13 protein-coding genes are annotated in these 13,886 nt (G+C 63.8%); 10 read left to right on the top strand and 3 right to left on the bottom strand.

Annotated elements, in window-relative coordinates; translation table 11 throughout:
* The first annotated feature begins 398 nt into the window (after nucleotides 1–398).
* The 3 genes from E6C64_RS19215 (at nucleotide 399) to E6C64_RS09025 (ending at nucleotide 4,948) form a co-directional block, all read left to right on the top strand.
* On the top strand, nucleotides 399–590 hold the full coding sequence (locus E6C64_RS19215; protein WP_199240992.1) for a hypothetical protein: 192 nt from the start codon (nucleotides 399–401) through the stop codon (nucleotides 588–590).
* A 515-nt stretch (nucleotides 591–1,105) separates the two neighbouring features.
* Nucleotides 1,106–3,268: an acyltransferase family protein gene (locus E6C64_RS09030; RefSeq protein ID WP_136427127.1), complete on the top strand. Its 2,163-nt coding sequence runs from the start codon at nucleotides 1,106–1,108 to the stop codon at nucleotides 3,266–3,268.
* A gap of 366 nt (nucleotides 3,269–3,634) precedes the next feature.
* Nucleotides 3,635–4,948, top strand: coding sequence for a UDP-glucose dehydrogenase family protein (locus E6C64_RS09025; RefSeq protein WP_136427126.1), 1,314 nt, complete (start codon nucleotides 3,635–3,637; stop codon nucleotides 4,946–4,948).
* Between the two features lie 109 nt (nucleotides 4,949–5,057).
* Here the strand turns inward: E6C64_RS09025 and E6C64_RS09020 are convergent, their stop codons facing one another.
* On the bottom strand, nucleotides 5,058–6,506 hold the full coding sequence (locus E6C64_RS09020) for a sugar transferase (protein ID WP_136427125.1): 1,449 nt from the start codon (nucleotides 6,504–6,506) through the stop codon (nucleotides 5,058–5,060).
* A gap of 399 nt (nucleotides 6,507–6,905) precedes the next feature.
* Here E6C64_RS09020 and E6C64_RS09015 point away from each other — a divergent pair, with 399 nt between their 5' ends.
* The 5 genes from E6C64_RS09015 (at nucleotide 6,906) to E6C64_RS09005 (ending at nucleotide 9,543) form a co-directional block, all read left to right on the top strand.
* Nucleotides 6,906–7,193: a hypothetical protein gene (locus tag E6C64_RS09015; RefSeq protein WP_136427124.1), complete on the top strand. Its 288-nt coding sequence runs from the start codon at nucleotides 6,906–6,908 to the stop codon at nucleotides 7,191–7,193.
* 415 nt (nucleotides 7,194–7,608) lie between these two features.
* Nucleotides 7,609–7,761: a hypothetical protein gene (locus E6C64_RS19070; protein ID WP_158437803.1), complete on the top strand. Its 153-nt coding sequence runs from the start codon at nucleotides 7,609–7,611 to the stop codon at nucleotides 7,759–7,761.
* Between the two features lie 160 nt (nucleotides 7,762–7,921).
* Complete coding sequence (locus E6C64_RS09010) at nucleotides 7,922–8,725, top strand: HAD-IIB family hydrolase (RefSeq protein WP_199240991.1); 804 nt, start codon at nucleotides 7,922–7,924, stop codon at nucleotides 8,723–8,725.
* Nucleotides 8,726–8,850: 125 nt separating this feature from the next.
* The gene (locus E6C64_RS19065; RefSeq protein WP_158437802.1) at nucleotides 8,851–8,988 is read left to right on the top strand and encodes a hypothetical protein; all 138 of its coding nucleotides are present in this window, start codon (nucleotides 8,851–8,853) and stop codon (nucleotides 8,986–8,988) included.
* A gap of 375 nt (nucleotides 8,989–9,363) precedes the next feature.
* Nucleotides 9,364–9,543, top strand: coding sequence for a hypothetical protein (locus E6C64_RS09005; RefSeq protein ID WP_136427122.1), 180 nt, complete (start codon nucleotides 9,364–9,366; stop codon nucleotides 9,541–9,543).
* A 1,277-nt stretch (nucleotides 9,544–10,820) separates the two neighbouring features.
* Here the strand turns inward: E6C64_RS09005 and E6C64_RS19060 are convergent.
* Nucleotides 10,821–11,444 (bottom strand): hypothetical protein, encoded by a 624-nt coding sequence (locus tag E6C64_RS19060; protein ID WP_158437801.1) that lies wholly within the window; start codon nucleotides 11,442–11,444, stop codon nucleotides 10,821–10,823.
* 265 nt (nucleotides 11,445–11,709) lie between these two features.
* Here E6C64_RS19060 and E6C64_RS19055 point away from each other — a divergent pair, with 265 nt between their 5' ends.
* Complete coding sequence (locus E6C64_RS19055; RefSeq protein WP_158437800.1) at nucleotides 11,710–11,859, top strand: hypothetical protein; 150 nt, start codon at nucleotides 11,710–11,712, stop codon at nucleotides 11,857–11,859.
* A 208-nt stretch (nucleotides 11,860–12,067) separates the two neighbouring features.
* Nucleotides 12,068–12,307, top strand: coding sequence for a hypothetical protein (locus E6C64_RS08995; protein ID WP_136427121.1), 240 nt, complete (start codon nucleotides 12,068–12,070; stop codon nucleotides 12,305–12,307).
* A gap of 74 nt (nucleotides 12,308–12,381) precedes the next feature.
* Here E6C64_RS08995 and E6C64_RS08990 read toward each other — a convergent pair whose 3' ends face one another.
* Nucleotides 12,382–13,611, bottom strand: a complete 1,230-nt coding sequence (locus tag E6C64_RS08990; protein ID WP_136427120.1) for a hypothetical protein — start codon at nucleotides 13,609–13,611, stop codon at nucleotides 12,382–12,384.
* Nucleotides 13,612–13,886: the final 275 nt, after the last annotated feature.

Here is a 13,886-nt window from a genome sequence, read left to right as displayed (position 1 = left end):
CGCCTAGTCGCTAGCTAGCCAGGGGCATCAAGGCTGGCGCTTTTCAACGGTACGCCTCTGGTTATCGCGGACTAAGTGATCGTGGAGTTGGTGAGTCTCGCGGCGACGTGCATCTCGCCACCAGGATCTTATTCATCAAGGCGGTGGTGGCTGGGATCGCGGAGGTCGCAGGTGCTGCCATGACTGCCCTCGCACGGATCGCCGCATGGTGGTCAGAGTTTGAGTAGAAGGCGGTTTCCTCGGCCTAGCGTTCAAGCTTGACTTCGACGACTTCCGCAAATTGCCGGCGCCTTGTTGCTGTAGTGACTTGGCGCGAATGTCATCGCCGACCTGAGGCCAACCTCAACTCAATTCCCACGGCCACGCAGTTCGGCTTCGTCCCGAGACCATCGATGCCGATGCCGATGCCGATGCCGATGCCGATGCCGATGCCGATGCGATGCCGGTGCCGATGGGCAGGGAACAAGGAGTATCGCGAACTCGACCGGGAGGGCTTCGGCAACTCGGAGGACGGTGGAGTCGAGGGTAAGAACGAAGGCGAAGGCGAAGGCGAAGGCGAAGGTGAACGTGAAGGGGACGGCGCAAGGTGAAGGGGATGGCGGGGCGTGGGCGTGGGCGGAGGGGGAGGGCATCGTTGACGGCCTATACCTCGAACAGACGAGCGGCGCGGCGCCAGTTGGATTTTCCGGGAAGAGAGTCGCTCGTGAGACAGCGGAACAAGGACTCGGTTACTCAAGGCGAGTTGCGTGTTGAGGTGTGGGCCGCCCGCGAAGGAGGTCGCGGTCGGAGGGCGGCCGAGGCGTGGCGCTCGTCATGAGAGGCCATCGGGTCGTCGCTGGACTGCCGATCCCGCACTCTCCGAGCAGAGCAGCGCTTGACCATAAGGCGCCACTGCACGCGGCCTGAAATCAGGGTGTCGCCGCAGAGGAATGGTCATTTTCACTAAGACAATCGGTAGCCACTCTTCGCGCGTCGCTCCAGCGTCTACCCTGAGCGGTGCTCGACTTTTGAGTGCTCGACTTTTTGAGTGCTCGACTTTCGGGACAAGCCTTCTCGACTTTTCGCGGCAGCGATAATATTGCGATCCCGGACCTCAGGATGTCGCATGTCATCAACAACCCCCGCTCCGCCCGTCGCCCCCGCTGCGCCCATCGCCCCGGTCACCACGGTGGCGCCTGAGCGTGCCGGTAAGCATGGGTTTCGAGGTGATATTCAAGGACTTCGGGCTTTCGCCGTAGTGGCCGTGATCTTGGATCACCTCCTGGGCTGGCCCGCGGGTGGGTTTGTAGGAGTGGATGTCTTCTTTGTGATATCCGGGTACTTGATTACGAGCCTGCTCTTGCGCGAACACGAGCGTACCGGTTCGATCTCGTTCAAGGGGTTTTACCGAAATCGATTAAGGCGAATCGCGCCCGCCGCGACGCTGGTTTTGCTGAGCACGATCCTTGCCGCTCGCTTTCTTTTCAACGCGGATCGGCTTTCAAGTACAGCCTTGGACGCGCTCGCGTCGTTCTTTTTCGTAGCGAATTGGCGCTACGCATCTGTGGGTACTGACTATTTTCAGGCGACAGGCCCGGAGTCGCCGTTGCAGCATTTTTGGTCACTCGCCGTGGAAGAGCAGTTCTATTTCATTTGGCCGTGGTTGATGTTACTGGTGTTCTTTCTGGTTAAGAAGCGAAGGAGTCGTGGAAGCATACAGGCGCGGACGGTTCTAACCGCGATTATGATTCTCCTAATTGCGACTACCTTCGCGTGGGGGGCGTGGGAGACACAGTTCCGACCCACTGTCGCCTATTTTTCCACAATCACGCGCACCTGGGAGCTCGGCGTGGGTGCGCTATTAGCGGTTTCGGGAGCGATGCTTACAGGGCCGTCGGCTCGATTTCGTGCGTGGTTGGGATGGCTTGGCTTTGCTGGCTTGATTGCTTCTCTTATCGTCATTAGTGAGGCTTCGGCTTTCCCTGTTCCGTGGGCCGCCTTGCCTGTTTTGGCCACGGCGTCAATTATCATTGCTGGTTCTGGCGACCACGGGCCTCGGATCTGGCCGCTAGTGAATCCTGTGTCCCGTTATATCGGGGACATATCCTATTCGTTATACCTGTGGCACTTCCCGGTAATCATCTTCTTCCAGACCCTCGTTGGAGGAGGGTTTATACAGAACATGATGTGTCTCGCGGTGTTCGGTACTTTATCCGTTTACAGTTTTCACCTTCTCGAGGACCCCATACGCCGATCTAAATTTCTGTTGCGGAAGCCCAGGCTAGTTCGGGCTGGATCAAGGCGGCGGCGAAAGCGCAGGAATACGGAGGTGTCCGTTTTTACCCTTCGCTATAGGCTCACCGCGTTAAGTTTCGCGGGCCTAGTCATTGTCGCATTGGTGGCTGGCGCTGTTCACCAGCAGACTCCCGTGACAGCCAATGTTCCGCGGTTCGTTCCGCAAGCCGGTGATCAGGACGACCCACTGGCGGATCAGCCAGAACTGGCCTCGCTACAAAACGAGGTCGCGTCTGCGCTACGAGCAACAGATTGGCCAGATTTGGATCCGACATTGGACGAGGTTATTGCGGGGCTGCAGACACCCAAGGAGATCCTTCCTTGTGGCTTCATAACCTCCGTTGAGTCCGAATGCATCTTTGGAAATGCACAAGGGCCGCGGACGATAGTCGCGGTCGGAAGCTCGATAAGTATGACCTACATCGAGACGCTTCGAACTGCGCTTGGTGATAGTGGGTGGAGAGTGATTCCGTACGGCATGTTTGGATGTCCCTTCGCGGACTACAGCATTCTTCCCGAAAGCGATCAGGGGACGAGGGAGGGGTGCGGGCAGCGCCCGGATGAGGCGGTGGAGGCGATAAATCGGCTTCAGCCAGATCTCGTTTTCATCAGTGGGATCCTCACGGCGAGTAACGCCGCCTCGGAGGTCGCGAAGGTTTCCTCGCCGGCAACCAAGTTCGTTGTGCTTCCCGGGCCTCCGTCCGACAAGAACGTCGCGGAGTGTTACACCCCCATCAGTCACCCGGCTGACTGCATAAGTGAGGTGCCCGATCAGTATGCCGATGCCGACCGGGGCTTGGCGAAGAGAATTGGCGCAACGTTCATCGATCCTCAAATGTGGTATTGCGTTGGCGGACAGTGTCCTGCATTCGTCGGATCATTCCCGGTGAAGTTGGATGCCGCCCACATCACGGCAGCCTATGCTCGGCGGATTGCGCCTGTGCTGCGGGAGTTCCTCGTACAGCGCGAGGTAATTGACGCACCTGCTGCTTGAGGAAGTCTGGTGTTCCCGGAATTTTGTGTGGTTTAACTGCTTGCGTAGTCGGCGCCGGAGCTTGACCGGCTACCGGACTGATGTCTCCACGTCAGGCGAGGTACGACATCCAAACCTGATCTGATTTGACGATAAGCCGCTAGTACAGGATCGGTGCCTCGCGTCGCGCCACCATCTTGGGGGCCTGCGCCAATCGGCCGAATAGTGTTAGACACTAATTTAACGCGATTTGCCGAGGCAACACGCTGGCAGTCGCACCCACGACCTCCCCTCGCCATCGTCGACGGCGCTTCCTAGGCGTTCTGATATGAAAGAACTCCGCACACCGCCGTGACGTTCCTTCTTGACCCCCAAGGAATCAACCCCATGAAGCTCTCTGTCATCGGCTGCGGCTACCTAGGAGCCGTCCACGCGGCGAGCATGGCCGAGCTCGGCCACGAGGTCGTCGGCATCGACGTCGACCCCGCCAAGATCTCGGCGCTTTCCGCAGGCAAGGCCCCCTTCTTCGAGCCAGGACTCGACGAGATCCTGCAGTCGGCTCTTGCCTCCGGTCGGCTGTCGTTCAGCAACGACCTCGCGGACGCCAAGGGCGCTAAGGTGCACTTCGTCGCCGTGGGCACTCCGCAGCGCAAGGGCGAGAACGCAGCCGACATGACCTACGTCAACTCGGCCATCGACGGGCTGATCCCGCACCTCTCCGCTGGCGACCTCGTCGTCGGCAAGTCGACAGTTCCAGTCGGCACCGCCGCGCGTCTGGCTCAGAGCATCGCGGACGCGGGGACCGGTGCCATGCTCGCCTGGAACCCCGAGTTCCTGCGCGAGGGCTTCGCCGTTAAGGACACCATCGCTCCCGACCGCCTTGTCTACGGCGTTCCTGCCGGCAACGAAGGGCCGAAGGCCAAAGCCCTGCTCGACGAGGTCTACGCGACCGCGCTGTCGAACGAGACGCCTCTCGTCGTCGCCGACTACGCGACTGCCGAGCTGGTTAAGGTCTCCGCCAACGCCTTCCTCGCCACCAAGATCTCCTTCATCAACGCCATGGCCGAGATCGCCGAGGTCGCTGGAGCCGACGTCACGGCCCTCGCCGACGCCATCGGCTACGACGCCCGAATCGGCCGTCGCTTCCTCAATGCCGGCATCGGCTTCGGGGGCGGCTGCCTCCCGAAGGACATCCGCGCCTTCGCTGCCCGCGCCGAAGAACTCGGGCGCGGTGAGTCCGTCGCCTTCCTCAAAGAGATCGACGCCATCAACCTCCGTCGCCGTCAGCGCGCGGTCGACATGGTCATCGAGTCGCTCGGCGGGCAGGTGTTCCAGAAGAAGGTCGCCGTGCTCGGCCTGGCCTTCAAGCCCGACTCCGACGACGTGCGCGATTCACCCGCGCTCGACGTGGCCGTGCAGCTGCATGGACTGGGTGCCAAGGTGGTCGCCACGGATCCCGAAGCCATCCCTAACTCGATCCGCCTGCACCCCCAGCTCGGGTTCGCCACTGACACCATGGACGCCCTGCACTCCGCGGACATCGTCGTGCTCGTGACGGAGTGGAAGGAGTTCCGCGAGCTCGACCCGGTCGAGATCGGCGAGCTCGTGAAGGACAAGGTCATCATCGACGGACGCAACACCCTCGACCCCGAGAAGTGGCGTGCGGCCGGATGGACTTACCGCGGTATGGGCCGACCGTAGACCTCGAGACCTCGAGACCTCGAGACCTCGAGACCTGGAGACCTCGAGACCTCGACGCGTTCTCTCGAGATCTTTCGGGCAGGTTGAGCGCCTATCGGGCGTTGGCCGCTCAATAGGCGCCCGAAGATCCGACAACGGCGCGGGCAGTGCGCCAGAGGATGACCAGGTCGCCCGTCATGGTCCAGTTCTCGACGTAGTAGAGGTCGAGCCGCACTGACTCCTCCCAGGAGAGATCCGACCGTCCGCTGACCTGCCACAGCCCCGTGACGCCCGGCTTGACCAGGAAGCGTCGGTGCACCTTGTCCTCGTACTGCTCCACCTCGCGCAACAAAGGTGGTCGGGGGCCGACGAGCGACATCTCCCCACGCAGCACGTTGAGCAGCTGGGGCAGCTCGTCGATGCTGAACCGCCGCAGAACTCTGCCGACCTTGGTGACACGTGGGTCCTGCTTCAGCTTGAACAGGACCCCCGCGCCTTCGTTCTCCGATTGAAGTTTCGCCAATAGCTCTTCCGCGTTCGTCACCATCGAACGGAACTTGAGCATGCGGAATTCGGTGCCATCCTTGCCGATGCGTGGCTGGCCGAAGAAGACGGGTCCGGGGCTGTCGATCCGTACGAGCAGAGCCACTACGGCGAGGACCGGCAGCAGCAGAAGCAGGATGATGAAAGAGCCGGCGATGTCGAATGCCCGTTTCGTGTAGAGCTTCCGCCCGCTGTACGTGGGCGTCTCCACATGAATGAGCGGCAGCCCGAGCACCGGGCGCATGTGAATGCGAGGGCCGCCCACATCGGTGAGGCCAGGAGCCACCACAAGATGACGACGTCCAGGCTCCAGGCTCCAGCTCAACTCCTGCATCCGGGACGGGGGAAGGTCGTCACTGCTGGCCACCGCCACGGTGTCCGCCCCCGTGGCATCCATGTGCTGAAGCAGGTCCGAAAGGTTCGGCCACACGGGAACGTGAGTGCCGGGGAGGTGATCCAGCCGGCTGCGAGGGATCACCGCGCCGACGATGTGGTACCCGGACGCAGGGCTGCGTCGGAGCTGCTCAGCCAGATGAGTGACGCTTCCCTCGGAGCCGACGAGCATGACCTGATACGACCACTCGCCTGCGAGGCGTTTGGCCTTGAGCCAGCGCCGCCACAGGGCACGGGTGATTATCAGGGCGGCTACCCCTACCGGGAGCGCAGTGATGAGGTAGCCGCGGGCGATGTCGACGTCGAGCACGTACGCGAGCATCGCGACGATCCCGAAGAGCCCCAGGCTGGCGATAAGCACGGCCTGGTACTCGGATACTGCGGTCCCAATCACCCGCACTCCGCGGCTGCCTGCAATGTGCAGCGCGAGCATCCAGCCGCCGATGAGGAGGACCGAAACCAACCAATAGGAGACCGCCAGTGAGGTGACCCCATCCTGGGCGGCTAGAGCCAGCCGATCGTTGAATGTGATGAGCTGCGCGCCCGTTACAGCCCAGGCGACGGCAAGGGTGTCGGTGATCACGATCCGCCGCCGATAACTGGCCCGCCAGTCTTCGGCTTCGGTGCTCTTCGCTATCGTCATTCCTCCGAACCTGCGCTCGCAGTCACTGGCGGATCCCATCTCCTTCGTGTCGGGTCGGAGGCTCGATACGAGGGGCCTCCGCATACGAACGAATGCTCTTGGGTCAATCTATCGGTCACCCCGAGTGCAACGATCCACATCGCTTTGCGGGTGCGAGATAGCGGGAAGCGACCGACGGTCACTGCCTTTCTAGGCGGCGCGCGATCGCATGGGCGTTCGCTGCCCCCACCCCACGCGCCCCATTCGCAGCGACGCGCCGAAGAATCACACCGTCGTAACATTGCCCCTCGTCCAGGGGGCAATGATCGGTTACGGTGATACCACCCGCTCCACTCGATCGATGCCGCTTGAGTTTGCCTCCTACCAGTTCTCCCGAAAAGAACGAACGGATCTCCGACCTTGTCGCTTCGCTCTCTGCCTGCCATCACCCTTGTCGCCGTGGCTCTTCTGGGCGCACCAGCCGCTGCCACGGCGGTCACGATATCCGCCGTTCAGTCGCATTCCGCAGGTGCGTCGACGTCGGCGGTCGACCCTGGTGTCAGCCCCGCCATCCTGGCGTGGGGAGCGACCGGTCTCATCGGTCTGGGAGCCATGGTGACGTTCGGTGCTACCGTCGTCCGCCGCAAGCCGACCCGCCCTGCGCTCGTTGAGGCACCTCGGGACGTCGCTACCCCGACCTACGCGTAGTCCTCGCACGGACGAAGGCGCGCGGCACTGCGTGGGCTCCGACATCTTCGAGGAGGGCCGAGGTGGTCGCTGTTCACTTCTCCATCGCTCCGTGCGAGCGCTCGACCGATGAACCAAGGATCTTGACCTGATGGACGGGGCGCCGGCCGGACCGGTTTCTCCTCGCGACTCGGACCCGCGCTATTTTGACTCGGAGCTGCGGCCGAGGAACTGGTGGCTCGTCTCGATCGGAGGCGCTCCGCGGTGGCTGTTGATGATGAGTGGACTCGCGCTCATAGCGAGCGGGGTAGTGATTTTGGTAGCCATCCAGAGATGAACGAAGCCGGGTGCGCGAGCTTCCTCGTAGTGAGCTGACTCGCGACTGGCCCCTTCACTGGGCATGTTGGCGCTGACCAGGACTTTCTATCCTGGTTCCATGACCCGAAATCCCCACCGCCCACCCAGCTGGTGGATCCACGAGACCGGCGGCGCCCCACGCTGGCTGCTCGCGACCCTCTTTGCATTGATCCTTGGATCTGCCACTGTCGTCTACCTCTTCGGCTCTGGGCTGGCGCATCCGCTGCTCTGATCGATCGAGACTTCGGACGCCAACCCTCTACGGCCATGCGCGCTCGAGCTCGCAGGCGTTGCCCAGAAGTGGCGTCTGAGTGAGTCTGCGCATGGAGTGCGAGATGATCGTTCTTCAGGTGCATCTCTCCTGAGCCGCCACCATGACCGAGGATTCTGCCATGACCGACTCTCGTACCATCGCCGCCCACGACGCGTGGAGCGGCGACTGGTCGCCCACGCTTGTGGCGTTCGACCTCGACGACACCCTTGCCCCTTCCAAGACGGCTATCGACCCCGAGATGGGACGACTGCTGCTCGAGCTGCTCGGCGTCGCTGAGGTCTGCATCATCTCGGGAGGGCAGATCGGGCAGTTCCAGACCCAGGTGATCGCTCAGCTCCCGGACGCGACACCCGAGCAGCTGCGTCGACTGCACCTCATGCCCACCTGTGGCACCCAGTACCTCACCTGGAACGGCCAGTGGAACGAGGTCTACGCCGAGAACCTGACCGCAGAACAGATCTCCGCCGCCATGACCTCGCTCGAGTCCCGCGCCAAGGAGCTTGGACTCTGGGAGACCGACACGTGGGGACCAGTCCTGGAGGACCGCGGATCACAGGTGACCTTCTCCGCGCTCGGCCAGGCGGCGCCCGTCGAGGCCAAGAAGGCATGGGACCCGACGGGGGAGCGGAAGAACAGCCTCCGAGCGGCGGTGGCCGCTGACCTGCCCGACCTCGAGGTCCGTTCCGGCGGCTCCACCTCGGTGGACATCACCCGGCTGGGCATCGACAAGGCCTACGGCATGAAGAAGCTGACGGAGATGACCGGCATCCCGCTCGACGACATGCTGTTCGTCGGCGACCGTCTGGACGCCGACGGCAACGACTACCCGGTCAAGGCGCTGGGAGTGAAGTGCCATGCGGTCGAGGGCTGGCCAGAGACCGCTGAGCTGCTGCGCCGGCTCATCCCGCAGTACGCCGACTGAATTTTCGGCGTCAAACGCAGCCGCGACCGAGGCGAGCAACCGGGCCGAGCAGGTGACTGCGGGGCCACCTGCGCAAAGCGGCGAGCCTGTTGGGACTTCCTAGGTGCCGCGGATAACGTCATTCCATGAGCGCATCATCGACGAAGGCCATCCGCTACACGGCTCGAGGACGACGAGTGCGCACAGCCCGCGACTACCTCATCTATGTGGTCGCGCTGGCCCTTGCCGTCGGCGGCGTGGTCGCCATTCTCTCGCTCTTTTAGGTTCGCTCAGGTCGGGATCAATTTCGACCGGAACAAAGAACCCGCACCTTTGCTGAGGCATCGGCCTTTCTGCCCTACTAGGACTCGTTCACGGTCGGTGGATACAGTGCCCACATGGCCCGACGACGCTCTCACTACCTCCCGAAGCCTTGGTGGCAGCGGCAGACCAAGGGGGCTCCGAACTGGCTGCTCCTCGCCTGTGCGTGCGCGCTCAGCATCTGTGCAGGGGCGATCATCACCGCGGTCCTCAGCAGGTGATGGCCTCGAAACACTCTTGACGGGGCGGAATGGATCCCCGCCCGAGGCATGTCCTCATTTATGCCGACGCTCTCAGTGGGGGTGGGGCGGCGGGGGACAAACTGCCACGATCAAGACATGGATTTCTGGGGAGTCATCGCAATCGTGGCGGTCGTTTGGGTAGCGGTCAGTCTTGTTCTTGGACTCGGCATCGGCCGGGCCATCCGTATCGCGGAGGTCAAGGAAACCAGCGCCCGCACTGCCCGTCTCTCCACCATGACTCGCAAGCCGGCCCGCGAGATGGCCTCGGCCGCCTGAGTTGCCGCTCGACTATGCGTCGAGCGATCTGAGCTGAGCGAAAGCCCGGGGAACTACTGTTCCTCGGGCTTTCTCCATTTCATCGCCCAAAAGACCAATCCGAATCGGGCTTCGGTCCGAACGACCGAAAATCGTCCACCTTGACGGTTCCCATAGGTTCGCCCCACTCCGGATGTCACCCGAGACGCCCTGGCATCCCCTCACTTCCGCCATCGAAGCCCCTCGTGGCCGATGGACGCTGCATGACGCCTTCGGCGAGCCCTACGCGACCATCACGATGACGCCGACCGAGTACGTGGCCGCCGACGAAGCCGGGAGGCGCATCGGCGGAGCGTCTACGTTGATTCAGGCGGTGGACCGGGTGCAGGAGCACGTGCGGGTGGTCCCGCCGCAGGCGGGGGAGCGGGAGTCGGGCGCTGCGCCTGATGTGACAGGGAGGCGGGCTCGGAGGTCGAGGGCTACGTAGGCCGGTTGGGTGGGCTTCGACGCGGGCGCTGGGCGCCCGGCTCAGCCACCGGATGAGTGTGGTCGCGTGGGCTTGGACGCGGGCGCTCGCGCCCGGCTCAGCCACCGGGTGAGTGTGGTCGGGTGGGCTTCGACTCGGGCGCTGTGCGCCCGGCTCAGCCACCGGGTGAGTGTGGTGGGGTGAGGTTACGAGTCGGTGCACGCTGTGTGACGAGTGCGTGGAATCCGCAGGGAGGGTGTCTCGAGTCCGTTAGACAGATGCCATGACAAAGATCTCGCTCGCAACCGCGCTCCTCGTCGGTGCACTCTGCGTCACCTGCATGGCAGTCGTCGTGATCCTTGCACCTCTCCGGAGCACATCACCCCGTACCGGGCGGCCCACGCGCGGCTCGGATTTCGCCCTCGCCGCCTGACGAAAAGACGACGATCCGTCGCTTTGCACAAGGGGTAGCGCGCAGGGCAACTCGGACGTACTCTGTGAGCTCCACGCTCAACTACCCGAGACGAGCAGCGGTGACCCACCCGCTTCAGAACCATCCATCTTCGCCTGCCGCAGACGGCCGCGAAAGTCATCTTCGACGACGCTCGACCCGGCGCGGCACAGCGCTGGCGGCACTCGGCATCGCGATCGGTGCGCTCGGCGCCCCGATGCTGGCGACCGCAGCGCACGCCGAGGTAGTCGACGGCCAGTGGGTGGGAACACCGCCGCAGAGTCCGTCGCTAGCCGATTACTGCGCCGGCACGGTGATGCAGGAGTTCTCTGCCACCGCGGACGGAACGATGACGCAGTCGAACCTGCTCGGAATAGGCACCTATACATTCACCCTTGCCGAAGGCCTGGTCTTCGGAGATGTCGACACCCTTGGCGGGGGACTGGCGGGGGATCTGACGTCCATCACGTGGATCTTCGCGCCGACCTCCTGCGCGGTGGCGGTTCCCGAGCCGACGCCGACCCCGGAACCCACCGGGGCAAGCACCCCCGCGCCGACCGAAACACCTGAGCCGACCGCGACTCCTACTCCCACAGCGACACCAGAGCCCACTGCGACGCCGACTCCTACGCCGACCGCGACACCCACACCGACACCGACACCGACACCGACACCGACACCGACCGCGACGCCCTCACCGACCGCAACCGCAACCCCGACCCCGACAGCAACGCCTCGGCCGACAACGACTCCCACCCCGAAGCCGAGCCCGTCGTCGACTCCGCGGCCGTCTCCATCTGCCACGACGGCTCCCATCGCCGCGGTCGGCGGCAACCCGTCGGCATCTGGCCCCATGCCGAGTCCGTCCGCGACGCCCGTCGAGATCATCGCTGGGCTGACCACTACCTTCCGCGCGAGCTCGACCTCTTCATTGGGGCAGCCTGCCGCGGCCTCGACTGTCGAGGTTCCCCCGGCGAGAGAATCAAGTCTGAGCTCAGATGCCATTGCGACTCCCGCACAGCTCCCGACGGAGGCCATCGGCCCGAGTAACTCCGAGAACGCGGCATCAGTCGCGCGGCTCTCCACGCAGCCCACCACCCTGCTCGGCAGCCTGCCCGGGCCTGTAGTACTGGTGGGCAGCATCCTCGGCCTGCTCCTGGCGGCAGGACTCGCTTTGGGCGCGTTGACGCTCTATCGCCGCGGCTACTGATTTGAGCCCCCACCTGCGTGCCTCCGGGGCAGCGGTGCAGGCGGCAGATAGACAGGGGGAATGCTTCGTCTCCCTCTTGCCGTCTTCGGTGTCGTATTCGGTGTGACCTGCGTGACTGGGATGGCCATCAGCCTCGCCGTGTCTACGGTCGTCGACGGATTCACCGGCCGTGACGACAAGGAGAAGCCGAACTTCGACCTCGCGGCGTAGCTGTTTCGGTCGCTGGGAGCGGCCTTGCCGAGGGTTGTCCTCATAGCGCTTCCCGCGGCGCCGGCGCTCCTCGTCTGCCAACGAGGCATGGCATGGTCTGAGACCGGCTGCCCGAAAGAGGGGCATACCCGCGCGTACCTGACGCATACGCTGGCGGTGCGGTGTAAACCCGACGCCGCCTACTCTTCACCCAAAGAGGACATCACCCGTGTCTCAGTACGTTCCTGCCCTCTCGGGCTTCGGCTTGATCAGCTTCATCATCGGAGTCGGCGGTGCCGCGACCCTCGGCCCGACCGGCGTCCTGGTCTTCGTCCCGCTCGGATGTCTGCTCTTCGCAGCCGCCGTCTTCGGACTCCTGCAGGGCCGCATGCGGCGCGGACGCGAACAGGCCGCGGCCGCCATCGCGCTGCCGGCTGAGGAGCCGATGCGCGACGACGTCGCGGCCTGAGCACGAGTTCATCCGTTGTCGAGGCCGAGCGCCTCGAGAAGCCGCGGAGCGGACAGTTCGGCCGAGGGGGGCGCTCAGCCTTCCTTGACGGCAGCCACCAGGCCGTCGACGAATGCGTTGCCCGAGGCATTGATCGGAGTGCTGCTCGGACCCACGATCGCGCAGTGACCGATCGAGGTGTTGAGCCCGAACAGGTTGCCGAGGATCGACAGGCCCTGGATGGCGCCCTTGCCCTTCTCGCTGATGTTGATAGAGCAGTCGCCACCACCGATCTGATTGTCCGAGATCGTCAGGTTGGACACGGTGGAACGGTCCTGGGTGATCTGTATGGCAGCGTTGCTGCCGCCGTCGAGGGTGTTGCCGGTGATCGTGACGTTGCTGCCGCCGGTCATCTCGATGTTGTCGCTGTGCGAACCGTCGGAGTGATCGGGGTCGTCCGCGAACCAGAGACCGCCGTGCAGCCACGAGTTCGCAATCACGACATTGCTTCCAGCGATGCTCACCTGGTCGACGGTGTTGTGGATGTTCACACCGTGCAGCTCGAAGTTGGACCCCATGATGCCGTTGACCGACCAGTTGGGATTGCTCGCCGCGATCTCGGTGTCGATGACCTGGAGGTTGGCGTAGCCGCCCATGGCATCGATGAGGCCGTACTTGCCGCCGGAATCCGTCCCGCGCACGATCGAGTTGCGGATGGTGACGTTCGGAGCCTTGACGATGACTCGTCCGTGGATATCGAGAGAGTCGAGCACGGTGCCCGCCTGTGTCACGGTGACGTCACCGGACACCACCGAGAGCGAGACACCGGAGGGGACGCCGATGCCTCCAGATCCCGCATTGCCCGAAGAGCCGTTGCTGGAGCCGCTCGAACCGGAAGACGAGCTGCCAGAGCCCGAATAGCCCGCGGAGGCGGTCGCTGCCGTCTCGGCCTGTGCGGCGGCTTCGGCCGCGGCGACTTCGGCTGCCGCTGCCGCGGCGGCCGCCTGCTCGGCCGCAAGCTTGGCGGCCGCCTGGGCCGCAAGGTACGCGGCGTGTGCCGCATCTGCGGCATCGCGCTCCGCCTTTTCAATGGCCCGCAAGTCAGCGAAGTGGCCAGCGATCTCGGCGGTGATCTCACGATCGATGGACAGGGGCTGCTTCGACGAGGCGAGCACGATCGAAGGGGACTCGGCGGACGACGGGGTCGCGATGGCCGGTTGCGCAGAGACGGTGAACGTCACAGCGGTGAGGAGGATCAGGGGGACGGAGGCCGCGACACGGTAGGGGTGTCGAGACATGGACAGGGCGATGGGGCGATTGGCCACGAGTAGCTCTCTTTTCGGGGGTGAGCAGCAGGGGTCGGCGATCACCATATGTGAGCTATTTCGGGCCGGCTCTCACCCTCAGGCTGGGCTTGAAGGTGTCATATTTGCTTCGACCTTTAAGATGCTCGTTGTCGAAAGCAACCGCTCATCGGGGATTTCTCGATGTGTCCCGCCTGATACCACTTCACTCCGAAAATCCATAGGAAACTTTTGGTGCGGCGGAGGCTCCAGCCGTGGGGCGGGGAGGGCGTGCGGCTACGCGGTGCTTCGCCGCG

Origin of the sequence: Naasia lichenicola, assembly GCF_004801885.1 — a bacterium.
In the GTDB taxonomy this organism is placed as follows: domain Bacteria; phylum Actinomycetota; class Actinomycetes; order Actinomycetales; family Microbacteriaceae; genus Naasia; species Naasia lichenicola.
Note: the sequence above shows the minus strand (reverse complement) of the source record. Positions and strands in the feature narration are given on the sequence as shown.